The organism is Mucilaginibacter lappiensis (assembly GCF_900155965.1).
GTDB classification, from domain to species: Bacteria; Bacteroidota; Bacteroidia; order Sphingobacteriales; family Sphingobacteriaceae; genus Mucilaginibacter; species Mucilaginibacter lappiensis.
Window position 1 is genome coordinate 70689 of record NZ_FTMG01000018.1, and the last position, 23440, is coordinate 94128.

The following is a 23440-nucleotide window of genomic DNA, read 5'->3' on the forward strand; positions in this document are numbered from 1 at the left end:
ACCTATATCCTTGGGCGTTTTTTTACCGTGGTGCCCCCGGTAGTACTGCCAGTAGCACTCCGGTCTGTTTTAATATAGTTGCTTTGTTGCGGGCGAAAGCTGCGTTGCTGCATTGGTGGTTTGGCAGCAGGTTTATCAGCCGCTTGTTTTACACTGAGTACGCGGTCGCCCATTGGGGTGCCGTCAAGTCCTTCAATAGCGCGGTCGGCACCAGCCTGGTCGGTCATTTCCAGGAAGGCGTATCCTTTGCATTTACGGGTTTTTTTATCCCGTACTATCTTGATCGTATTAACAGTGCCATAGGAATTGAATATTTTAACTAATTCAATTTCTGCTATATCAAGAGGAAAGCCGCCGACAAATAATTTCATGGTAAATTTTGATGTTTGGAAATAACAAATATAGGTTATCCGGACTAAAAAGTATGATATGCCACAAATTGTTTGCTCAGAAGTTAATTTGTGAATAAAAACTTATTAATTAAATGTGAATTTGGGAATAAGAAACTCTCCATGTCATTTCGAACGAGGTACGAGGAGAAATCTTTTGCGTTATGCAAAGCTCCAATTGTAAGGCGAAGAAGATTTCTCCTCACCCCAATACGTTGCCCATCGCTGTTTGCCGAAATGACATGGGGGCCATTAAGTTAATGACATGGCTTTAATTCATGGTTTACATATAAACACACTATATGACGGTTATTTGTATGTAATTAATTGATTTTCAAATATATGTACAAATGTTAACCCAAAAAAGTGTAAACCATGTAAACCCACTTTGTAGAACAAAATTATAAAGGGCCGTTCAATTTTTATAAATTAGTTTCATGAAAACCACTGATCTTAATCTACTCACAAATTGTTGGCGTAAAGCCATCCCATTGATGGCAGCTGCCCTGCTTTGCAGCGGTATTAGCCAGGCACAATCCAGCAAAGCGGTCATTGACGGCATCATGCAGGAAGAAACCAATAACTCACAGCTTGAAAAACTGGCGCATGAGCTTTTTGATGGCATTGGCCCCCGTTTGGTGGGCACACCTCAAATGAAACAAGCCAATGACTGGGCCATAGCCAAGTATAAAAGTTGGAACATAGATGCCCATAACGAAAAATGGGGCGAATGGCGCGGATGGGAACGGGGTATATCACATATTGATATGATATCGCCGCGGGTAAAATCATTGGAGGGTACCCAACTGGCCTGGAGCCCGGGCATGGGCAAAAAGACGGTGAATGCGGAAGTAATTATACTGCCGGATCTGGCCGATTCTGTTGCTTTTCAGCAATGGCTGCCTAATGTAAAAGGTAAATTTGTGATGATATCCATGTGTCAGCCAACCGGCCGGCCCGATTATAACTGGCAGGAATTTGCCCTCAAAGAATCATTTGAAAAGATGAAAACCGAACGCACAGCCATGATCGATGCCTGGCGCAAACGTATCAGCAAAACAGGATATAATACTCATACGCTTCCTGTAGCGCTTGAAAAAGCGGGTGCAGCCGGCATATTGACCAATAATTGGTCAGCTGGTTTTGGGGTTGATAAGATATTTGGCGCTTATACCAAAATAGTGCCTACGGTTGATATCGCGCTGGAAGATTATGGAATGCTGTACAGGTTAAGTGAATCAGGCGGTAAACCGGTGATCAGCATGCACACCGAATCAAAAGAACTGGGTGTGGTACCCACATTTAATACCATTGCTGAAATAAAAGGCTCCGAGAAACCTAACGAATACGTAATGCTATCCGCCCACTTTGATTCCTGGGATGGTGGTACGGGCGCTACAGATAACGGTACCGGAACGCTTACCATGATGGAGGCCATGCGCTTACTGAAAAAATATTATCCTCATCCCAAACGTACCATACTGGTTGGGCACTGGGGCAGCGAAGAGGAAGGCCTGAACGGTTCACGTGCTTTTGTAGAGGATCATCCCGAAATTGTACAGAATTTACAGGCCCTGTTTAACCAGGACAATGGTACCGGTCGAGTTGTAAATTTATCGGGGCAGGGTTTTGCCGATGCCAAGGATTATTTAAGCCGCTGGTTGGAAGCAGTGCCTGATACTATTAAAAACCGCATCAAAACCAACTTCCCCGGTCAGCCTGGAGGAGGTGGATCTGATTTTGCTTCGTTTGTAGGAGTTGGTGCACCGGGCTTTTCGTTAAGCTCACTAAACTGGTCGTACGGTTCGTATACCTGGCATACTAACCGCGATACCTATGACAAAGTAATTTTTGACGATTTGAAGAACAACGCTATACTGGCCGCCATTATGGCCTACATGGCCAGCGAGGATCCCGCTAAAACCTCTACCACAAAAACAGAAGGCATTAAATGGCCCGTGCAGGTTAAAGCTACCCGACGAGGCGGATTGGATAAATAAATCCGGAATAAGAATTATTGGCTGGCATCCTGAATATGGGGATGCCAGCTAATTTGTTAAACTCAGTTGCCAAAAAAGATTGGTAATTATGAAACATCTCACTATGAAAAAACATTTTTATTTTATCCTGCTGCTCATCTCGTCAGCCGGTTTCGCGCAAACAAGTGATATCACATTTATAAATCCCTCCTCAGTAATTACGCCTAAAGGATATTCACAAGCGGTTACGGTTGATATGGGCAAAAGCACGATGCTTATCCTATCCGGACAGGTTGCCTTTGATAAAGACGGTCATCTGGTAGGTAAAGATGATATTACTGCCCAAATTCAACAGATATTCACCAATATCAAAAATATAGTGGAAGCAGCAGGAGGCAACATGAACGATGTTGTAAAGCTTAATTATTATATGACCGATGTTTCGCAGGTACAGGTGCTGCGCACTATCAGGGGTAAATTTGTGAATACAGCCCATCCGCCAGCCAGTACCTTGGTGCAGGTTAGCAAGCTATTCAGGGATGATATTTTGGTTGAGATAGAAGCTACCGCCGTCATCCCCAAAAAATAGCTTAAGCATTATCTATATACTTTACTTATTTGTCTACACAGTTTCCTGTTTGATCTATTCTGTGTCGATGTAAACTTTTATGCGGGTAGCTTTACCTAATACTAAGCTATCTATGTATGAAAAAGCCAGCATCACCCCCTCGTTTATTATATGGCATTATTGCTTTTCTATCGCTCATTGGAATTGTTATTGTAGTGCGCCGCATGCTCACCTCAATACCTGTGCTGATCAATGGCTATCATCCGCCGGTGGTTAAAAGTAATTTTACCCAAATAGATGATAGCCTTGCACAGTATCCTTTATTAATTCTTGTTCATATTATCCCCGGGCTTATTTTTGTGCTTGTGGGGCCATTTCAATTCATCCAAAAGATACGAACCCGTTACCCGCGCTGGCACCGGTTTAGCGGCCGCCTGTTTTTAATATGTGGTGTGGTGATAGGTGTAACCGCGTTGATCATGAGTTTTGCCGTGCCGGCTATAGGGGGTGTTAATCAGGCCGCGGCAACGGTACTGTTTTCCGTGTTCTTTCTGTATGCTTTATTCAAGATTTTTCAGCAGGTGCGGCAGCATAAACTCCCGCAACACCGGGAGTGGGCCATCCGGGTTTATGCTGTTGGAATGGCTATAACTACCATCCGGATAATTAATGGGATATTCTTTGCCACTAGTCGGTTTACAGGCTTAACGCCCAAAGAGTTTTTTGGTATCGGGTTTTGGATAGGTTTTGTACTGCACCTTATTGCAGCTGAATACTGGATAGGTAGAACCCGCCTGGTAAAAACTAAAAGTACTATAAATGCGCTAACTAATGATCCCTTTATTAAATTTATGCATCAATAAGGGCCGACGTGTTTATCATATCCAATGAAAGTATCTATTAAAGTACGGTATATTCATATTATGCTCCATGTGCTTATATGGGGCACCGTATTATTGCTGCCTTATTTTGTTTCCACAGCTGCTAATGGGTATGCTATTGGTTCTATCCCAGGCTTGCTCTTTACAGAGGCGGGTATTATTCACCTGGCTATTTTTTACATCAATGCTTTATACTTATATCCCAGGTTTTATAACAAGCGCTCTTGGTTGCTGTATATTATGGGGAGTGTACTGCTCATATTTGGGTCGTTTTGGTTAAAACATCATATCATGATGGGGTGGTTCCCGGAGTTGACAAAAACCCCCTCTGTTTATAAATTTGTTTTTCCTCCCTCCATTGTCGTTTTTGTCATCAGCCTTATCTATTGCAGAATTGTTGACAGCATCCGTACTGAACGAGAGCAAAAGGAAAAACAGGCCACACAGCTACTAACTGAACTCAAATTTCTCCGGTCGCAGATCAGTCCGCATTTTTTATTTAATGTATTGACCAACCTGGTATCGCTGGCCCGTAAAAAGTCCGACAAGTTGGAGCAATCACTCATTATGCTGTCAGATCTCATGCGTTATATGCTGTACGATGCCCAGGGTAAAAAGGTAGCGCTTCAAAAAGAAATAGAATATTTAAGTAGCTATATCGAACTGCAAAAGCTTCGTTTCGGAAACGATGTACAGGTGAACAGCCGGATTGAGTTGGATAAGGAAGATGATCTGTATACCATTGAACCTATGCTGCTGATACCCTTTGTGGAGAATGCTTTTAAACACGGTGTAGGTTACAACGAACAGCCGCAGATTGATATTGAACTATCTGTATATCGCGGCATGATGATATTTGAGGTACGCAATAAGTTTGAAGATGAATCTGTAAGCTCCAAGGATGAAAACTCCGGTATTGGTTTGGCCAATGTACGGTCGCGGTTAAATTTGTTGTATAAAGACAATTATACCTTAACCATCAATAATAACGACGATCTTTTTCATATTACCTTAACTTTGAAGTTAGTATGATGCACTGTATTATTGTTGATGATGAACAATTAGTTCGGGAACTGCTGGAAGATAACATCAGTAAGATACTCTTTTTGCATCTGGTTAAGACCTGCAAAAATCCACTGGAAGCCATCGAAATCCTGCAAACAGAGCAAATTGACCTCATCTTTCTGGATATACAAATGCCCCGATTAAACGGGTTACAGTTTCTGCAAACGCTCAATAGGCCACCCCTGGTTATCCTGGTTACCGCCTATGAAAAATACGCGCTGGAAGGTTTTGAGCTCAACGTGGTTGATTATGTGCTGAAACCCTTCAGCTTTGAACGTTTTTTGAAAGCCTGCAACCGGGCCAATGACTTGTTCAAGCTACAACAAAGCAACAAAACCATAGTTCCCGCTATGCCCGAAGACTTTTTTGTTAATGTAGAATATACCCTGGTGAAAATTGTGGTCGCCGATATTGATTATATAGAAGGCTTGAAAGATTATATCAAGATTCATCTGTCCTCATCAACCAAACCGGTGCTTACCCGTATGACCATCAAGGCTATTGAAGAAAAACTCCCGCCGCCGGCATTCATACGTACCCATAAATCATTCCTGGCGGCAGCCAATAAAATAACCACGGTAAAACGCGATTTTGTTTATATCGGCCAAAAAGAGGTTCCTGTAAGCGAATCCTACAAAGAGAATATTACCAGGATACTGAACAGGTTGGAGCATTAATTTACACACAATCCTGGCTTTCGTCGCTACTCTTTCCCCGCTCGTCTACTCTCCAAAAAAGATAACATCAGGCACCATAGTTTTGATCATCAATAGGTTCAGAACTAAGGGTCATGAAAACTCATATCATCAAATATATAGCAGTTGCCTTTCTGTTTTTACTGGCACCACGATTTGTTTTTTCGCAGTGTCGTATTTCAGGAACGGTAAAAAATAACAACGGTGAGGCCATTCCTTTTGCCAGTATATTACTAAAAGCAACCGGCGAGGGTGTTAAAACCGACACTACCGGCACCTTCAACTTGTCAACCAATGCGAAGGGGAAACAATTGTTGCTGGTAACGTCTGTTGGGTACAAATCGTTTAGAAAAGAAATCGCCCTTGCCGATTCATCCATCTACCTGGATATTGTTCTTTTACAATCTGATGCCCAGTCGCTTCACGAGGTTATTATCAGTGCCGGTTCATTTGAAGCCAGCGATAAGGCAAAAGGTGCATCACTAACCGCTATTGATGCATTTACCGTTGCCGGTAGTAATGCCGATGTTGCTTTAGCGCTCCGGTCATTACCCGGTTCACAACAAATAGGGGAGGCGGATGGTCTGTTTGTACGTGGTGGTACCGGCGATGAAACCAAACAATTTATAGATGGTACGCTGGTTAAAAATCCTAACTATCCTGCGGTGCCTGGCTTGCAACAGTATGCCCGGGTAAACCCTATATTGTTTAACGGCATCCTGTTCAGTACGGGAGGGTACTCGGCATTATACGGCCAGGCCATGAGCAGTGCCCTGATCCTGGAAAGTGTTGACCTGCCTGCTAAATCATCCGCCTATTTCTCTGTTTTTACTGCCAACCTGGGGGCAGGGATACAGGAACTGGCCAAAAACAAGAAGAGCAGTTATGGTGTCACTTTAAGGTATAGCAACCAAGCCTGGTATAACTCCATTATATCGCAGCGTATTAATTATTTCAGCGGACCGGAGTACCTGGAAGGGGACGCCAATTTCAGGATAAAGACCGGTAAAACCGGGATGCTGAAATTTTATACCAACTGGAATACCAGCAATGTAGGGATGCGTAATCCGGATATTGACAGCGCTGCTTTACGCTCCACTTACCAGGTAAAAGGAATGAACAGCTATAATAATTTGAGCTATCGCGATTATCTGAATGATGATTGGAAGCTTGAAGCTGGCGTGGCTTACAGTTATAGCAGGATAAACACCATTCAAAACTTGACCGATGCCGATGGTCAAACCATTAATCTACCTAATTATCCGTTCAACGAAAAAAACAATCATCGGATCATTAATAATGATTTTGCACAGGCAAGGTTAGTATTTACCCTTATGTTCCCGCATAACCAGGCGCTTCGGTTCGGGGCCGAACATTTTTATTCGCATGATCATGGCATATCAAATGATAGCACCATCGCGCTTACAGATAATTTAACAGCAGCTTTTGCCGAGGGTGATATTTACCTGGCTAATAACTTAGCTGTTAAAGTAGGTGTGCGCACAGAACACTCCTCATTATTAAACAAATGGGTTATCGCGCCAAGGGCAAGTCTGGCCTATCGCTTAAATGATGGGGGGCAGTTTAATTTTGCCTACGGTATTTTTTACCAGGAACCGCAGAATGATTTTCTGTATCAAACTACTGATCTCAATTTTTCAAGCGCTACCCATTATGTATTGAACTATACCAAAAAGGCACATAACCGGTTTTTCAGGATCGAGGCTTATTACAAGCAGTATAAGGATCTGATCAAAACAGAACCGGTTATTAGCAACGACGGAAAAGGCTATGCCCGGGGTATTGAACTGTTTTTCAGAGATAAAAAGACCTTCAAAAATCTTGATTACTGGATCTCCTATACTTACCTAAATACTAAACGTGATTTTTTAGACTATCCGGGGGAGATACAACCCAATTTTGCTACGCCGCATACTGCCACTGTTGCTATAAAAAAGAACTTACAGGATATTAATACCTATGTAAATATTTCATATGCCTTTGCTACCGGCCGGCCTTATTATGATATCAGATACGATAATGCCAGTAATGCATCCAGAATTTACGACCAGGGTACTACTAAAAACTATAGTGTGTTGAACCTTCAGGTGGCTCACCTGATGTCGTTATTCAAAAGCTGGAAACAGAAACCGTTTTCGGGCTTTAGCGTAGGGGTTAATAATTTATTGGGTACCAATCCGCTATTTGGCTATAACTACAGCGCCAATGGCGATATCAAAATGCCTTTAACCTTACCGGCACGACGGTACTATTACGCGGGGTTCTTTATGAGCTTCGGCATTAATCGTACCAGTGATATTCTTGATAATAACAATAATTAAAAACCATATAAAATCAATCAACATGAAAAAGTTAGTTATTTCGGGTTTAGCCATATTGATGTGCTGTTTATCAGCATTGGCTCAGCAAACCAACCTACAAAATGCCGTTACCAAATTAGACAAGGCTAGAACGGTTAAAGATTACGCCGCAATGGAGCAGGAATTTGCAAAGATAGCAGCCTCTCAACCCAAAGACTGGCTACCCAACTATTACGCTGCATATTGTAACGCAAGGATAGGTTTCCTGTTACAGGATGACGGTGAATCTATTGAACCGTATAGCAACCGGGGAGAAACACAGGCTAAAAAGGCAGAATCGTTGCTGGATAAGGTTAATCAAAAGAAGGAGTTGGCAGAGGTGTATACTGTGATGAGTATGATTAACCAGAGCAAGGTATTCATTAACATGATGACCTATGGACCTAAATATGGCCCGCTTGCCCAGCAGTACTTAAACCAGGCCAAACAATTAAATCCAGATAATCCCAGGACTATTTACCTGGCGGCATGGTTTAAATATAATACCCCAAAAATGTGGGGTGGCGATAAAGATCTGGCCAAACAACTGGCTACGCAAAGCCTTAAAATGCTTGAAAATACGGATACAGGAATAAACCCGCATTGGGGTAAAACCGAGGACCAGGAACTTTTAAGCAAATACAAATAATTGTTCACCATTAAATTTACGATCATGGGATTTGGAATCATCATCATACGGATATTGTTTATTACCTGTATGGTATTTATTATCGGTTATGTTTTTGGTGGGTTTTCAAAAAAGTCCGCTTTAACAAGTATTACAAAAGTGGCTGCTATTTTGGTTATTATACTCTTTGTTGCTACCAACATGCTGTTTATGATAAACAGATTTGAGTATTTCAGAGGTAAAGGTCACAGGCGGCAATGTGATACTGTTTACAGCCGGGGAAAGCATACTTAATAAACGTAACTTCTTCATGGCAAGTTAATATAAGGGCATTGTTAGTGTTTTGGCATTAACAATGCCCTTTTTGTTTTTTTATGAAACATTAGGGTTGTTTTAGTTATTACTATATAATAATGATTTGCCTGAATAATAATATGAAAAACGAAATGGTAGAATTAACTAGAAATTCAAAAGAAGTGGTATTGGCCTTTATAGATGCGATGAATAAGGAAGATTTTGCCATTGCCAGGAAATATTTAGCAACGGATATGACTTTTAAAGGAGTACTGGGTGCGCGTGATGGAGCGGAGGCATATATGAACGATATGGAGAAGATGAAATTTAAATACGATCTGAAAAAGACCATTGCCGAAGGAGATGATGTGTGTTTGTTTTATGATATTGATATGGGACGGGTTACCGTATTCGGTTGCGGATGGTATCAGGTTAAGGGCGGTAAAATAAGCTCTTTTAGAGTGATTTTTGATCCACGGCTGGTTTTGGAACAATCAAATAAAAATTAAAATAATTCATCGAACCTAACCTTATTAATTATTCATTACAAAAGCTTAACGGATGAAGAATGTATTAGTGACAGGAGGTACTGGCCTGCTGGGGAAAGAAGTTGTAGATCAGTTATTATCCATTAAATATGGTGTTACTGTATTAAGCTCAAAAAAAAATGCAACTGTCCCTGCCGGTGTGCAGTTAATAAAAGGCGATCTGGCTTCGAACAGAGGTTTAGAAGAAGCCACAAGGGATGCTGATATTATTGTCCACTGTGCAAGTAATCCTAAAGATACTCAAAGTGTAGATATCAAAGGGACACAAAACTTATTGAACGCGATAGACCGGGATAAAACCCTTCATTTTGTTTATATCTCTATTATTAACGTTGATAAAAGCAACTATGCATATTATCAAACTAAAATACGGGTAGAGCAAATGATAGCAGCCAGCGGGATTCCGTTTTCCGTTTTGCGTACTACTCAGTTTCATAATTATGTACTCTCTATTTTAAAAACATTTGATAAAAAAAATGGTACACTAGCCATTCCCGATGGTATGCATTTTCAATCTATAGAAGTAAAGGAGGCAGCAACCTTACTGGTGGATTTAGCACAAAGGGAACCGGTAGGATTAGTGCGTGGAGTAGGGGGGCCGGAACTGCTTAAATTTGAAGAAATGGCAAAAACATATCTTCATGTACTCAGCCGGAAAGATGAACTAAAAGTGCGACCACTTCAGAGTGAAGAATATGATCGTTATCGTTCTGAAAATAATATTTGGCCAACCAATAGCTATGGACGGGTAACATGGGAAGCTTTTTTACGGCATGATTTAGCAAGTTGATATGATTGAAAAAGCTTGCATCTATTTGATTAAATCTTAGCCAATGCCTGTTGAAGATCTTGAATCAGATATCCGGTATCTTCTAAACCAACATACATCCTAATCAATTGAAGGCGTTCATCTGTTGCTGTGTATTCCTGCTCCGAAATGGATGCAATTGATGGTAGTATCAAACTTTCGTGCCCACCCCAGGAAACAGCTAATAATATATGTTGCAGGTTATTACAAAATGCTTCTATTTTTTTAAAGGAAGAATTTTTTAAACTAAAGCTAAATAATCCGCCGCAACCCTGCATTTGTTCGTGCGCCAATTGTGTTTGTTTAAAACTCTCACTAAAAGGCCATATCAGTTGTTGTATGTGCTCATGCGCTTGTAACCATTTGGTAATAACTCCGGTACTTTCAAAGCTGCGTTGTAAACGTAATGGCAAAGTTCTTAATCCCCTTAACAGCAACCACGCAGAATGTGGAGAAATGGCTGGCCCCAGGTTCATGAATTCGTGGTCAAATATCTGCCTGATTAGTTCCCTGCTACCTGTAAGCACACCGGCTACTACATCTGAGTGCCCTCCGATATACTTAGTGGCCGATTGCGCTACCAGGTCGATACCCATGCTAATAGGTTGCTGGTATATAGGGCTGCAATAACTGTTATCAATCATGGTCACAATACCACGCGATCTGGCAAATTTTGCAATCTTTTTAATATCCTGTAATTCGTAACTAAAGGTATTAGGGCTTTCTAAGAATATTAATCGTGTTTGGGGGATAACGGCTGTTTCAAAATTGTCATAAACAGTGCCGTCAATAAAAGTGGTGTTTATGCCAAATTTGGGTAAAAACTCTTTAAAAAGTTTTATGGTCCAGCTATAAGGGTTCTCGACGGCAACAATATGATCACCTGATTTTAGTAATGCAAGTAAGGGGACACTTATAGCGCCGATACCGCTGCTAAATACCAAAGCATCGTCTGCCCCGTCAAGAGCGGCCAGCTTTTTTCTTAATATACTCAGTGTTGGGTTTTGACCCCTGGAGTACAAATTGGTGTCAAATTCATCGGCCATGGCCTGTCTGAGATCTGTTACCGTATTAAAAGTGAAATTGCTTGATTGTATGATGGGAGGCGAAACCGCGTTGAAGTAATTTTCTCTTTCTTCTCCCAATTCATTTAATATAAATGAAAGCTCCATAGTTAAGGTATTATAATGGTGTTCTGGCTGTTTTTAGTAATAAAATATATAATAAGACCGGCAACAAATGCACAAAGGCATATCAACGCAGCCAAAGGGTTTTCGATAAAGATGCTTATGGTAACAAACCAGTAAGCAACAATAAAAATAATAGGGATAACAGGGTACCATTTCATGGTGTAAATACCAGTCCCATTAAGATGTTTGGTTTTTTTTCTTAAAATAAAAATAGTAACCGCCGCAGTGGAAAGCCCAATAGTATCAAAAAACATAACATAGCTGAGCATTTTTTGAAACGAACTGATAAAAAACAGTATAAGAAGTACTGCGGTTACAAAAAAGCTCAAGCCAAATTCCTGCACTTGTGTTTTTTGGTTAACACGTTTAAAACGGTTAGGTAAGATTCCGTCCTCGGCCATGGCGTAGTATACTCTTGGATTGGCCATGATATTAACATTGATAAAAGCGAGTACTGATACAAACATCAGCAATGAAATGATCTTATAGCCAACTGCTCCAAAAATAGCACCGGCCAGGGTAGCAGCCAGAGCGGTTTTATGCTGAAGGCCCTTGATACCTAAAACCGAATAATAGGCAAAGTTAATAAGCAGGTATAGGAATATAACTGTTATCATCCCCGTAAATATTGCTTTAGGGATGTTCGTTTTGGCATTAATAATGTCGCCTCCAAAGTTAATAGTTTGTTGATAACCGCCATAAGTAAAGAATACGGCAACCAAACTTATCCCAAACGCACTCAAATTATATTTATTATCGCCAGGTGGTACAATAATTCTATAGGTGGTGGGTGTTATATGACTTTTAAAAACGGCCGTGCAGAGAATAAGGATCATGCTTATTTTAAAAATGGTAAGCGCATTTTGGGTTCTGGCACTCATTTTAATACCTAAAAAGTTAATAATATACAAAATAAGTACTGATGTGATAGTCATGATCTTAATGCCCAGATCATTTTGCAGGCTTGCAGGCATAATTATTGGGTTAATATACTCTGCACCTATAAGTGCAACAGCGGCCACTGAAGCGGCGTTGCTAATCACCAATATCCAGTTGATCATAAAAGCGAAAGCCGGATGAAAACAATATGAAAAAACTTTATAGAACCCGCCGGTTGTTGGATAGCGTGCCCCTATTTCGGCAAAAGTAAGGGCTCCGCATAAACTAACTGCACCTCCAAAAAACCAGGCTCCAAAATAAAGGAAAGGATTGCTTGAACTAGTAGCTACTTCACCGGGTGTTGCAAAAATCCCCATTCCTATCACCAGACTGATAACGATCATGGAAAGATCAAAGCGGGTCAGTTTGGGCGTAATGCTCATATCAATTGTGGTAAATCAATGTTTAGTATTAAAGGGATGTTAATTTAAAATGGTAATTTAAGCATATTTATTAATTAAAATCTGTGTTACTAAAAGGTTTTACTAACCTTAAGCAACTCATATATTATTTATAGAAAAAGAACGTTTATGATAAATCACTGTAATAAAATAATAAGTGTAGCAGCATTGTTATAAATTTATATTTTTGATAAACCGGGTATTTGCCTAATTTGTTGCTGTTAATACAGTACACCTGAAAATCACAAGAGACTAACAAATAATGATAAATAAAAAAATATCCATAAAGGATATCGCAAAACTTACCAATACCTCCATTACAACGGTATCATTTGTTTTAAACGGCAAGGGCCGTATTAGTAAAGAGATAACCAAAAAAATATTGGACGTAGCTGCCAAAAATGGGTATGAGCCCAATCGGATGGCAGTAGGCCTTCGTACCGGCGTTTCAAAAGTAATCGGCCTGGTGGTTGAAACCATCGGCGGCCCGTTTTTTGGGGCGATGGCCAAAGTTATAGAGGAAGAAGCCGAAAAAGAAGGGTACAGAATTATTTATTGCAGTACTAACAATAATATCCAAAAAGGAAAGGATGTAATCAGGATGCTTTCTCAACAATTGGTTGATGGTTATATCATTACACCGATGAAAGGATTAGAGAAAGATATACAAAGCCTGGTAGCTAATGAAAAACCCGTTGTATTAATAGATGGTTATTTTCCGGGCTTGGATATTCCTCATGTGCTGGTTGATAATCATGGTAGCGCTTTTAACGCAGTAAATCATCTTTTAAAGGTTGGATATAAAAAGATAGGCCTGATAACTGCCGATCTGGACCTGATCCAATTGCAGGATCGTACCCGCGGATATAAAGATGCTTTAAAAATTAATAATATAAAGGAAGATAAAAAACTGATATTTAAATTACCTTTTGATACCGATAAGGATAAGGCCATAAACTCCATAAAGGCCTTTATAAAACAACAGAAACAGATGGATGCGGTATTCTTTACCACAAACTATTTAGGTACAATGGGCTTGGAAAGTATCAAGCAGTTGGAGTTAAATATTCCACAGGATTTAGCTATGGTAAGTTTTGATGATAATGAAATATTTAGTTTGTATCCACCCGGAATCACAACTATACAACAACCTACATATGAGATAGCAAAATCGGCTATTGATCTTTTATTGGCACAAATGGGGGCCGATCGGCATAATATATCAAAAATTAAACTGCAGATACCTTCTAAACTTATAGAGCGGGGATCAACAGCAGAAAAGAAAGAGGTATTGGTGAAAAATTAAGAGTTTCTGCTTATCAAAATCTATCTATTTTAAGAATATTTGAATTATCTGGAGTCAACTGTAATTTAAAATTCAAAAAATCAGTTTTTATATTATCATTTTTATATTTTTTAATGAATATTAATGTGCTTGTCGAAATAAATTAAGTTTTTCGATAAAAAATGATCTGAAAATTTGGTAAAACATTTTACTATCTTATATTTGATTATTCTATCTTATACGGTAAAACATATTTATATTGATAAAACGTTTTATCAATATTTTTAAAATCTTTCGCTACGGTGAAAGCGCTATTTGTTTTATTAAGGCTGTTGTGCGTATATAAAATTGGAAAACAGCTTACTGGTTCATTTTTTTGGATAAACGTTTTGTTGCTTTTATAGCTGAACTTGGCTTATAGGCATACTTTAAATCGGTGGTTTATCATCGGAGGTTGCTTGTTATGCACTTTTTGATAAAACGTTTTATCATATTTAGTAATTTATTGTTAAATTTAATTCAACTGCATGAAGAAACAAAGACTTACCGCTTAAAAGCAGGTAGCAACTCGCTACCAAAACTTCTTACTACCTCAGTTGCAGGGGCATCACCCTTGTCAAAACAATCTTTAACTGTTCATTTAATTAAAAATTATGATCAAATTTTTCTACGAAAAAAAATTCCTTTATTACACGTGCATCATTCCAATCCTGTTGGTATTGGGAATGCCTGTATTGCAAGCCCAGGACGCTAAAACTACCGGTAACCAGGTTACTGTAGCTGGTTTAATTAAAGATGCCAGTGGCCCTTTGCCTGGCGCATCTATTGTTTTAACAGGTTCTGCTTCGGGTGTGTCGGCCAATACATCGGGAAGATTTACTTTAAAAGTTGAAACCGGTAAATCAATTACCATAAGAATGCTGGGTTATGAGGCACAAACCATTAAGATTACCGAACCTAATACAAATTTAGTAGTTGTACTCAAGACCGATCAAAAGGTACTCAAAGATGTGGTGGTTATTGGTTATCAACAGGTTTCACGCAGAAGCGTAAGCGCTGCAATTACTTCTGTTGACCCTAAAACCATTGCCGATATTCCTACACCAACCTTTGATGCGTTGTTGCAGGGAAGAGTAGCGGGTTTGAACGTACAGAATTTTTCGGGCGAGCCGGGGGTACGGAGTAATGTAACTTTGAGAGGTAATACCTCAGTTAGCCGTAGTATTGATAATAATACAGGGTCTGCATCAGGTAAAGCAAGCTTAGCCAGGGCCATTTCAGGACCACTATATGTGATTGATGGTGTGCCACAAAGCACTGAGGATATAGCCGCAATTAATTACGGTACAGGTACCGGTACAGATGTGCTTGCAGGTATCCCCATTAATGACATTGACAACATTGACATATTAAAAGATGCGTCTGCAGCGGCCATTTATGGTTCAAGGGGAGCCAATGGGGTTATCATTATCACCACAAAAAAAGGTACTGCCGGTAAAACCAGGATAAACTTCTCAACCTATCACGGTATTGTTGATCAACCCAAGTTAGATAAGGTACTTACCGGGGCCGAAGAAACCAGAGCTAAGTTAAACTTGATTAATCATTATGGCAATTATACAAATCTTAGGAACATCCCACAGATATTAACCGATACTTTAAATCCGGCATTTAATAATGCCAACGATTATCGGAGCGGCATTTATCAAACAGGTAAGGTTGATAACTACGAGCTGTCTATAAGCGGTGGTAATGACCTGGTAACTTACCGTTACGGTTTAAACTATTACAATGAAGATGGAATTATCAAAAAAACGGGCCTGCAGCGTTACGCCCTAAACAGTACAGTTGGTATTAACATATCACCTAAATTAAAGATAAGTACCCAGATCAGGTTTTACCGGGTTGATCGCCCCACCTCACTGAGTGATTTGAGTGGTAACGTAAATCCATTTACCGGGGGATATTATGCTAATAGCCCATTGCCACCATCAAACTTATATCTCACACAGGACAATAAAGATTTTCTTTATGGCAGTTCAAATGTATCAACAGATGCCAATACCAACAATAGTATTACCATTAGCCCTACTATTGACTGGCACATCAATGATCATTGGTTATTTAATACAGTTATTTCGTACGAAAGTGCCGGGAGCCGCAGGGATGCTTATACACCAGGAGTAGTAAGGCAGAGTGGGTTAGGATATGCGTCAAGCTTTGTTGATAACTCTGCCAATTACCTGATGAGTAATAATATCCAGTTTAGTACCACCTTGAATAAGGATCACCATATAAACGTTTTATTGGGTCAAAATACAGAATACCACTCCTATAGAGCAACTGATGCTGAGGCGGATGGAATTCCTAATGATCAGATATCCATTGTTAAAGTATTAAACAAAAATAATTCCACAGCCTATTCAGATTTGATTGAAAGCGGCATTCAAACCGGTTTCCTAAGGTTAAATTACGACTTTAAAGGTCGCTACCTCATATCAGGCGTGTTTAACGCCGATGCGTCATCTAAGTTTGGTGCAGGGCAACGGGTAGGTTATTTCCCTTCCGTATCTGCAGGTTGGATCATCAGTGATGAGCCCTTTATGAAAAGTACCAAAAACTGGCTTACCTTATTTAAGCTGCGCGCAAGCTATGGTATCACTGGTCGTCAGCCAGATAGTGGCGATAATTATCTGTCGTTCAATACTTATAATATAGGTGCAGGTGGTTTTACGGGTAGCAGCAGTCCGCAAACCGGGCAAAATCTTTCCAATACTTATAACGGTATTGCAGCGATATCCCCTAATTTTAACGGCGGTTTAAGCAATAAAAACTTAACCTGGGAACATTCAAAACAGGCAAATCTTGGGGTCGACCTTACTTTTCTTGATGGTCGTTTTAATTTTGTTGCCGATGCTTATGTTAAAAACACCAGTAAGGGTATTTTTAGTTTGAGCTTGCCGGTAACTACCGGTTATACCACCATTGTAACCAACTCTATTGGTACACAAAACCGCGGTTTGGAAGCATCTTTTATTGCACATTATTTTAATCCTAAGAGTGCTTTTCAGTGGGAAACCGATTTTAACATTGCTTATAACCAAAATGAAATTACTTCATTGCCAAACGGTGGACGCGATATTTATATAGATCATTATGTTTTAAGGCAGGGGCAACCAATTAACGAGTTTAACCTGTTTCAGCAAACGGGGGTTTACAAAACAGATAAGGATGTTCCTATTAACCCGGTAACAGGGCAACCACTAAGTTTTTATGGCTATCCGTTTAAAGGTGGCGACCCGATATGGAAAGATTCAAACGGCGACGGCGTTCTTGACCAAACAGACTATGTGCCGGCAGGAAATCCCAATCCTAAATTCACCGGCGGGTTTAATAATATTTTTGGCTATAAAAACTGGACCGTATCAGTATTCTGTACTTTTACGCTTGGACGCGATATTTTTAACGATTACCTGGTTGGTAAATTATCACATCTGGTGCCAACTGACGATGGTAATTCTGACCCGTACCATGATATTACTAATAATGCTTTTCCTGATCTAAGCGGCATTAATTACTGGCAAAATCCTGGTGATAATGCAAAATACCCCTCACTAAGTTCGGTAAGCGGAACCAGGTATAAATATGCTGCATCAAGTTCGGCCTGGGTCGAGAACGGAAGCTATCTGCGTGTAAAAACGGTTTCCTTATCCTACACATTCAATCCAGCTGTTTTAAAAAATCTGCACCTGAGCCGCTTAAGGGTATATGGTATGGTTGATAACCTGCATATTTTCCAAAAATCAAACGTACCCGATGCCGAAGAAGTTGATGCTTTTGGTATTTACAATGGTAGTGGTTACCCTATTCCTAAAAAGTATACCCTGGGTGTTGATGTAAGCTTTTAATATTTAACGGCAATAAAACGAAAAGAAATGAAAAGAAATATAGTAAGATACACAGCCGGATTATTAATGATAACCGGGTTAATTAGTGTAAGCTCCTGCAAAAAAATACTTGATTTGCAGCCGCATAACTCCACCTTTACCAACGCTTATTTTACCAACGGAACAGATGCCAATACCGCCATTGCAGGTGCATATGCGCTTTTGCGTTCGGTATTGCTCAATAATTACTCGTTCCATGTATATGGCGACGCAACTACCAGTGAGTTTAGCATTAACTCGGGGTTTGATGATGCCAACTACAACATCTCAAACGGTGAATTTACCGGGTTAAATGTTGGGCCAGGTATCTGGAACTGGTTAAATTACTACCAGCTTTTACAGCAAATAAACCTGATCATTAACAAAGTACCTGGTATCCCGATAAACAAGTTCAGTAATCAGGATGATAAAAATCAGATTATTGGCGAGGCTTATTACCTGCGGGCGTTTACTTATTTTTATATGACCAGGGTTTGGGGTGATGTGCCTTTAAAACTGCAACCCGATCTGGACGTGAGCCAGGCTGTAAATATCCCCAGAACACCTGCTGCTGATGTACTTAAACAGTGTTTAGCCGATTTGAAGATTGCCGAAAGTAATTTGGTTTTTGGTTATGCCGATGAAAGTCAGCGTGCCGTTAGAGCAAACAAAGGTTCGGCTTTTGCACTGGAAGCTCATATCACAGCGTGGACACATGACTATGCCGCGTGCGAACAAGCTACCGCTCAGGTAATTAATAATGGGCAATATCATTTGGTTACCGATACCTCGCAATTCAGTAAAATATTTATTGGTAAATCAGTAGAGGGGATTTTTGAGATCAATATTGATTATCAGCAAAGCGAAGGTATATCACTCAATAATCCTTATCAAAGTGGATATGCACCTACTATCGCCTACCCCTTTGTTGCACAAAAATCAAATCTGGAATGGCCGGTAAGTACCTTGTATGTGAATACCTTGTTTAAGGATACTACAGATTTGAGGTATAAAAAATACTTTTTTCAGGCGCAATCAACCAGCGGACAAACCATTAAGTACTCGAACATTACTTATGCAGATGGATCAGCAAAAAACGATCCGCGTTTATCCAATAACATTATCATTTTCCGCCTGGCCGACATTATGCTTCTGAGAGCCGAAGCATTAAATCAGTTGGGGCGTGATGGCGAAGCATTGACATTGTTAAACACCATCCGAAGCAGAGCGGGAATAGCTAATTACACCGGAGCCGGTAATGCGCTTGCCAGAACTATACTGGAAGAGCGTTTGCGTGAACTCTTTTATGAGGGCCAATCTTTTTATGACCTGGTTCGTACCAAGCAGATTGGTAACTCCAGCAGCAGTTTCATTAGTGATTATTCACACATTAATGATACGAGGGTAAACCTGGGAGGGAATCTGTGGCCTATCGACCCAACCATGTTTAAGGACGATTTTGTATTAAAACAAACACCTTACTGGCAAGGTAAACTTTAACCGTTAAACAACACAAACATGAAAACATTAAAAATATTTATATCCATCTTATTCGTAGCGGTTGTGTTTTTTTCCTGTAAAAAGGATTATACCATTGGGGGCGATCTGTTTAAGGCCCAGGTAAACATGACCACATACGATTATCTGAAAACCAACCATGCGTTTGACACGCTGGTTATGATGATCAATAAAATGAATCTGAAAGATGAGGTGAACAGCGCCGGAACCTTTTTTGCGGTGACTAATTACTCTATCACCAACTTTGTATTAGCAAAGAAGGCTCAGTTAAGCATCCAGAAAAACAATGAAAACCTGGTTTTTACATTTGACTCGCTCAATTTTGCCTCACTCAAAGATTCTTTAAGAGCCTATATGTTCAAAGATAAAATTACGAGAGATAATTTGTCACAGAAAGGAATATATACCCAGGCTTTGGATGGTGAATACCGGCTAATTCAACTGAGGTCTACAACTGATTATACCAATAGTATTTTCACCACCAATCCGCAGTATATATACCTTACCAAGGTAGTACCATTGACACCCGGAGGACCGGTACCGGTTGATATAAATGGGGTACAACAGGTTGATCCAAGACAGCTGCTCTCCACGCTGTGCCAAACAACAGGTATACTAACTACAACAGGTGTGTTGCATGTGTTGAACAATAATCATACGTTCACTTATTTCAACAATGTCAACAATTGATAAATTTTTTAGATAGCTAAGAAAATGAAAAAAAACTATAAAATACTTTTTGTTATTTTAATGGCAGCCGGAGTTATTGGCTGTGTTAAAGCCCCTCATGGTTTTTTAAGTAGCCAGATCAGGTATCGCGACAATCCTATCCAGGTACAGCGGGGGGTCATAGTTCAGGGCATAGCAGTTGACAATGATGGCTCAAGTGCACCCGTAACTTATCAGGTATTGGACATCAGGGATGCGGTAACTCATAAACATGCCGATTCGCTTTATAAAAACAGGGACAGATATGTATACACCTCACAGTTTGATCCGAATGTGGATACAACGGTTGCTTTGCTCAATAGTATCCGTAAAAATGTAAATCTTCCAAGTTTTGATTTTAATACACATACAGGAGCGTTTACCTTTTATAATACCACCGCAAATGTGCCACTGGGGACATATGAGTTTGATATTTCTGCTTCTAATGAGAATGGAACTAAGACTTTTAAGAATATCGCAAATCTTAATTTCTTTGAAGGTGATGTGGCCGAAATTGATGCAGGTGGCGGAGCCTGGTTTCAGGATGGTACTACTACCAGTGGTGACATCGGTGAACCCAAGGTTACCATTACCAAATTATCAAACAAAGGGACATTGGCTATTTTAAAAATAGTTGATGAAAATGGAGTAGCCTTTAATCCTAAGAATGGCGAGTACATCAAGCGTGGCGATAGGAGCAGTTTCGAAACATTTGCCAAGTTCCATCCTTTGATTGCTTCCGATACTTCATTAACTTGTAATTTTGAGGTTACTCCATTCCCGGTTCAAGGAGCAGCACAGGGCTTTACTATTTATTACCGCATACCGAGTCAGTTTGTTAGGATAGATCCGGGTTTTACACCAACTTCGGCAAAAATTTATAGTGCCAACCCAAGGTTTACCTTCCGGTTGTTTCAGGAAGGGGTTTATCTGATCACTGTTAAACTTCAACACGCCACCAGGAGCCTCAATTAAAATAACCTCAAACCCGGCACAGCAGAATTTGATTTGTGCCGGGTTTTATAATACGTCTGCGTGTTTTTGAACGGCTCAGCTAAATTTTAAACATTATTAACCTCATATTTATTTAACAATTATTTATCCAATGAAAAAAGTTTTTCTTTTAGGCGCACTATTTACTTTATGTTTTGCCACAAATAGTAATGCCCAACAAACCGAAGTATTTGAAAAAAAAGGGTACAAATTAACTTTTGAAAACCAGGATGCCAATTTTAGCCCCGAGCTTAAAAATAAATTGGTCGAAACCTTTTATACCGTTTATCCTAAACTGGCAAAGGCCTACAATAAAAAGACCTTAAAGAATGTAACTTTTGTTATTGATACCGCTTACAATGGTGTTGCCGCTACAGCCGATGGCCGTGTTGTTTTCAGCTCAAAATACATGACCAAACACCCACATGATATTGATGTGGTTACGCATGAGGTAATGCATATTGTACAGGATTATGGCCAAAGCACCGGCCCCGGGTGGTTGACTGAAGGTATTGCCGATTATGCCCGCTATAAATTTGGAGTTGATAACGAAGGCGCCAAATGGGCACTGCCTGCTTTTAAAGCAACCCAAAGCTATGAAAATAGTTACCGCATCACGGCCCGTTTCCTGGTATGGATAGAGACAAGTGTTAAGCCAGGCCTGGTAAAAAATTTGGATGCCCAACTACGCAACCATACCTTTACCAATGATAGCTGGAAGCAAGAAACCGGCAAAACATTAGACGAACTTTGGACAGCCTATGCGGCTAATCCGGTTATTGGAGCGTAACCCATTCACAACATTATATGAAATTAAGCAATAGTATAAAAGCAATTTGCCTGGGGTTGTTTTGCAGCCTGGGCATATCTGCGTATGCGCAAAGTAACAAACCTGTAAAAACACTGGCGCAGCTGCAACAAGAGTTTGTTGATCTGCGTTTTGGCATGTTCATCCATTTTAACATTCCAACTTACATGAATCAGGATTGGGCCGATCCTGAAGCATCACCTGCCATTTTTAATCCAACAAAGCTCAATTGCGATCAGTGGGCCAAAGCGGCCAAATCTGCTCATATGAGCTATGGCTGTATCACCACCAAACATCACAGCGGCTTTTGTATATGGGATACCAAAACTACCGATTACAACGTAATGAATAGTCCGCTGAAAAGGGATGTGGTTAAAGAGTACGCGGATGCATTCAGGGCCAACGGACTGAAAGTGTTTTTATACTATTCTATCCTGGATACCCATCATCGGTTACGGCCTAATGGCATAACTCCTAAACATATCGATATGATCAAGGCCCAGATCACCGAATTGCTGACCAGATACGGTGACATCGGCGCGCTGATCATTGATGGCTGGGATGCACCATGGTCAAGAATATCTTATGACGATGTGCCTTTTGAAGAGATCTATCGTTTGGTAAAATCGTTACAGCCTAATTGCCTGGTTATGGATCTTAACGGAGCCAAATACCCTGCCGAAGGTATGTTTTATACCGATATTAAAACGTATGAGCAGGGGGCTGGTCAGCACATTTCAAAAGAGAATAATAATATGCCCGCACTTTCCTGCTATCCGTTACAAAAACACTGGTTCTGGAATTTGTCTGATCCTACCGATGCGGTGAAGGATCCCGCTAAACTGGTCAACGATAATATCATTCCATTTAATAATGTGGATTGTAATTTTATCCTGAATGTAGCACCTAATCGTGATGGCCTTATTGATGATAATGCACTTGCAGCCCTCAAAAAAATAGGGGAGATGTGGAAGAATGAAGGTCCTGTGGCTAAGTTGCCTAAACTAGAGGCTCCTATTATATCATCAAATCTGGCTAAAAACCAATTCTCCAATTCCAGTTGGAGCGATGATTCCAATATCATGGATTTTGCCAATGATGATGATTTTCATTCTTCATGGATCTCAAACCCAACCGTAAAAAATCCATGGTACGAGATTGTGTTCAAACGTGATTTGGGATTTAATACCATCGCTATTACCGAAGAGAAACCAAACATCACCAAACTACACCTGGAATATTGTGAAAATGGCACCTGGAAACTTTTGTTTGAAGGCGAGAGCAAAAATAAAGTAAAAATATTCCGCTTTGACAGGGTATGGGGTAGTAAAATACGGGTGTCTGTTGATGCTGCTGATCACCAGGTATCTATTGCTGAAGTTGGAGTTTATAACGAAAGAAGATAATAAAAATAATAATAACACATTAACCTGAAACCTGCAGTTTCATCACAACTA

At 40.1% G+C, this 23440-nt stretch carries 20 protein-coding genes; 17 read left to right on the forward strand and 3 right to left on the reverse strand.

All coding sequences use genetic code 11. The annotated features are described in order from the left end of the window. Positions 1-2 precede the first annotated feature (2 nt). Positions 3-371, reverse strand: a complete 369-nt coding sequence (locus tag BW976_RS25000) for an RNA recognition motif domain-containing protein (protein ID WP_076377699.1) — start codon at positions 369-371, stop codon at positions 3-5. A gap of 455 nt (positions 372-826) precedes the next feature. Between BW976_RS25000 and BW976_RS25005 the strand changes: the two genes are divergently transcribed. The 10 genes from BW976_RS25005 to BW976_RS25050 all read left to right on the forward strand — a co-directional run bounded on the left by BW976_RS25005 (position 827) and on the right by BW976_RS25050 (position 10197). Beyond that, positions 827-2389 (forward strand): M20/M25/M40 family metallo-hydrolase, encoded by a 1563-nt coding sequence (locus tag BW976_RS25005; RefSeq protein WP_084192350.1) that lies wholly within the window; start codon positions 827-829, stop codon positions 2387-2389. A gap of 103 nt (positions 2390-2492) precedes the next feature. Continuing rightward, complete coding sequence (locus BW976_RS25010; RefSeq protein WP_076377830.1) at positions 2493-2957, forward strand: RidA family protein; 465 nt, start codon at positions 2493-2495, stop codon at positions 2955-2957. Positions 2958-3073: 116 nt separating this feature from the next. After that, positions 3074-3799: a DUF2306 domain-containing protein gene (locus tag BW976_RS25015; RefSeq protein WP_076377701.1), complete on the forward strand. Its 726-nt coding sequence runs from the start codon at positions 3074-3076 to the stop codon at positions 3797-3799. A 24-nt stretch (positions 3800-3823) separates the two neighbouring features. Further along, complete coding sequence (locus BW976_RS25020) at positions 3824-4849, forward strand: sensor histidine kinase (RefSeq protein WP_076377703.1); 1026 nt, start codon at positions 3824-3826, stop codon at positions 4847-4849. After that, a complete protein-coding gene (locus BW976_RS25025) occupies positions 4846-5559 on the forward strand; it encodes a LytR/AlgR family response regulator transcription factor (protein WP_076377705.1) in 714 nt (237 codons plus the stop codon). Before BW976_RS25020 ends, BW976_RS25025 begins: the two co-directional genes overlap by 4 nt. Positions 5560-5672: 113 nt before the next feature. Continuing rightward, a complete protein-coding gene (locus tag BW976_RS25030) occupies positions 5673-7919 on the forward strand; it encodes a TonB-dependent receptor (protein WP_076377707.1) in 2247 nt (748 codons plus the stop codon). A 22-nt stretch (positions 7920-7941) separates the two neighbouring features. Next, positions 7942-8586, forward strand: coding sequence for a hypothetical protein (locus BW976_RS25035; RefSeq protein WP_139332419.1), 645 nt, complete (start codon positions 7942-7944; stop codon positions 8584-8586). A gap of 24 nt (positions 8587-8610) precedes the next feature. Then, entirely contained in the window at positions 8611-8859 is a 249-nt protein-coding gene (locus BW976_RS29565; protein WP_076377711.1) for a hypothetical protein, read from the forward strand. A gap of 140 nt (positions 8860-8999) precedes the next feature. Next, positions 9000-9368 (forward strand): nuclear transport factor 2 family protein, encoded by a 369-nt coding sequence (locus tag BW976_RS25045; protein WP_076377713.1) that lies wholly within the window; start codon positions 9000-9002, stop codon positions 9366-9368. 52 nt (positions 9369-9420) lie between these two features. Beyond that, on the forward strand, positions 9421-10197 hold the full coding sequence (locus BW976_RS25050; RefSeq protein WP_076377715.1) for an SDR family oxidoreductase: 777 nt from the start codon (positions 9421-9423) through the stop codon (positions 10195-10197). A 29-nt stretch (positions 10198-10226) separates the two neighbouring features. Here BW976_RS25050 and BW976_RS25055 read toward each other — a convergent pair whose 3' ends face one another. Further along, positions 10227-11387, reverse strand: a complete 1161-nt coding sequence (locus BW976_RS25055) for a trans-sulfuration enzyme family protein (RefSeq protein WP_076377717.1) — start codon at positions 11385-11387, stop codon at positions 10227-10229. Positions 11388-11389: 2 nt separating this feature from the next. Then, on the reverse strand, positions 11390-12727 hold the full coding sequence (locus BW976_RS25060) for an APC family permease (protein ID WP_076377719.1): 1338 nt from the start codon (positions 12725-12727) through the stop codon (positions 11390-11392). A 280-nt stretch (positions 12728-13007) separates the two neighbouring features. On the opposite strand from BW976_RS25060, the gene BW976_RS25065 reads away from it, so the two are divergent. The 7 genes from BW976_RS25065 (at position 13008) to BW976_RS25095 (ending at position 23389) form a co-directional block, all read left to right on the forward strand. After that, positions 13008-14051: a LacI family DNA-binding transcriptional regulator gene (locus tag BW976_RS25065; protein WP_076377721.1), complete on the forward strand. Its 1044-nt coding sequence runs from the start codon at positions 13008-13010 to the stop codon at positions 14049-14051. A 632-nt stretch (positions 14052-14683) separates the two neighbouring features. Further along, positions 14684-17938, forward strand: coding sequence for a SusC/RagA family TonB-linked outer membrane protein (locus BW976_RS25070; RefSeq protein WP_084192351.1), 3255 nt, complete (start codon positions 14684-14686; stop codon positions 17936-17938). 27 nt (positions 17939-17965) lie between these two features. Then, positions 17966-19456, forward strand: coding sequence for a RagB/SusD family nutrient uptake outer membrane protein (locus BW976_RS25075; protein ID WP_076377723.1), 1491 nt, complete (start codon positions 17966-17968; stop codon positions 19454-19456). 18 nt (positions 19457-19474) lie between these two features. Next, positions 19475-20164, forward strand: a complete 690-nt coding sequence (locus BW976_RS25080) for a hypothetical protein (protein WP_076377725.1) — start codon at positions 19475-19477, stop codon at positions 20162-20164. Positions 20165-20188: 24 nt separating this feature from the next. Continuing rightward, positions 20189-21157 carry a DUF5007 domain-containing protein gene (locus tag BW976_RS25085; protein ID WP_221283442.1) on the forward strand — a complete coding sequence of 323 codons (969 nt, stop codon included), beginning with the start codon at positions 20189-20191 and terminating at the stop codon, positions 21155-21157. Positions 21158-21287: 130 nt separating this feature from the next. Then, a complete protein-coding gene (locus BW976_RS25090; protein WP_076377727.1) occupies positions 21288-21965 on the forward strand; it encodes a basic secretory protein-like protein in 678 nt (225 codons plus the stop codon). A 17-nt stretch (positions 21966-21982) separates the two neighbouring features. After that, positions 21983-23389, forward strand: a complete 1407-nt coding sequence (locus BW976_RS25095) for an alpha-L-fucosidase (protein WP_076377729.1) — start codon at positions 21983-21985, stop codon at positions 23387-23389. Positions 23390-23440: the final 51 nt, after the last annotated feature.

Bases quoted from the DNA above. Each gene is read 5' to 3' on its own strand.
- BW976_RS25065 (WP_076377721.1), top strand. From the start codon at position 13,008: ATGATAAATAAAAAAATATCCATAAAGGATATCGCAAAACTTACCAAT.
- BW976_RS25080 (WP_076377725.1), top strand. From the start codon at position 19,475: ATGAAAACATTAAAAATATTTATATCCATCTTATTCGTAGCGGTTGTG.
- BW976_RS25025 (WP_076377705.1), top strand. From the start codon at position 4,846: ATGATGCACTGTATTATTGTTGATGATGAACAATTAGTTCGGGAACTG.
- BW976_RS25095 (WP_076377729.1), top strand. From the start codon at position 21,983: ATGAAATTAAGCAATAGTATAAAAGCAATTTGCCTGGGGTTGTTTTGC.
- BW976_RS25045 (WP_076377713.1), top strand. From the start codon at position 9,000: ATGAAAAACGAAATGGTAGAATTAACTAGAAATTCAAAAGAAGTGGTA.
- BW976_RS25005 (WP_084192350.1), top strand. From the start codon at position 827: ATGAAAACCACTGATCTTAATCTACTCACAAATTGTTGGCGTAAAGCC.
- BW976_RS25035 (WP_139332419.1), top strand. From the start codon at position 7,942: ATGAAAAAGTTAGTTATTTCGGGTTTAGCCATATTGATGTGCTGTTTA.
- BW976_RS25070 (WP_084192351.1), top strand. From the start codon at position 14,684: ATGATCAAATTTTTCTACGAAAAAAAATTCCTTTATTACACGTGCATC.
- BW976_RS25020 (WP_076377703.1), top strand. From the start codon at position 3,824: ATGAAAGTATCTATTAAAGTACGGTATATTCATATTATGCTCCATGTG.
- BW976_RS25085 (WP_221283442.1), top strand. From the start codon at position 20,189: ATGAAAAAAAACTATAAAATACTTTTTGTTATTTTAATGGCAGCCGGA.
- BW976_RS29565 (WP_076377711.1), top strand. From the start codon at position 8,611: ATGGGATTTGGAATCATCATCATACGGATATTGTTTATTACCTGTATG.
- BW976_RS25000 (WP_076377699.1), bottom strand. From the start codon at position 371: ATGAAATTATTTGTCGGCGGCTTTCCTCTTGATATAGCAGAAATTGAA.
- BW976_RS25010 (WP_076377830.1), top strand. From the start codon at position 2,493: ATGAAAAAACATTTTTATTTTATCCTGCTGCTCATCTCGTCAGCCGGT.
- BW976_RS25015 (WP_076377701.1), top strand. From the start codon at position 3,074: ATGAAAAAGCCAGCATCACCCCCTCGTTTATTATATGGCATTATTGCT.
- BW976_RS25055 (WP_076377717.1), bottom strand. From the start codon at position 11,387: ATGGAGCTTTCATTTATATTAAATGAATTGGGAGAAGAAAGAGAAAAT.
- BW976_RS25075 (WP_076377723.1), top strand. From the start codon at position 17,966: ATGAAAAGAAATATAGTAAGATACACAGCCGGATTATTAATGATAACC.
- BW976_RS25090 (WP_076377727.1), top strand. From the start codon at position 21,288: ATGAAAAAAGTTTTTCTTTTAGGCGCACTATTTACTTTATGTTTTGCC.
- BW976_RS25030 (WP_076377707.1), top strand. From the start codon at position 5,673: ATGAAAACTCATATCATCAAATATATAGCAGTTGCCTTTCTGTTTTTA.
- BW976_RS25050 (WP_076377715.1), top strand. From the start codon at position 9,421: ATGAAGAATGTATTAGTGACAGGAGGTACTGGCCTGCTGGGGAAAGAA.
- BW976_RS25060 (WP_076377719.1), bottom strand. From the start codon at position 12,727: ATGAGCATTACGCCCAAACTGACCCGCTTTGATCTTTCCATGATCGTT.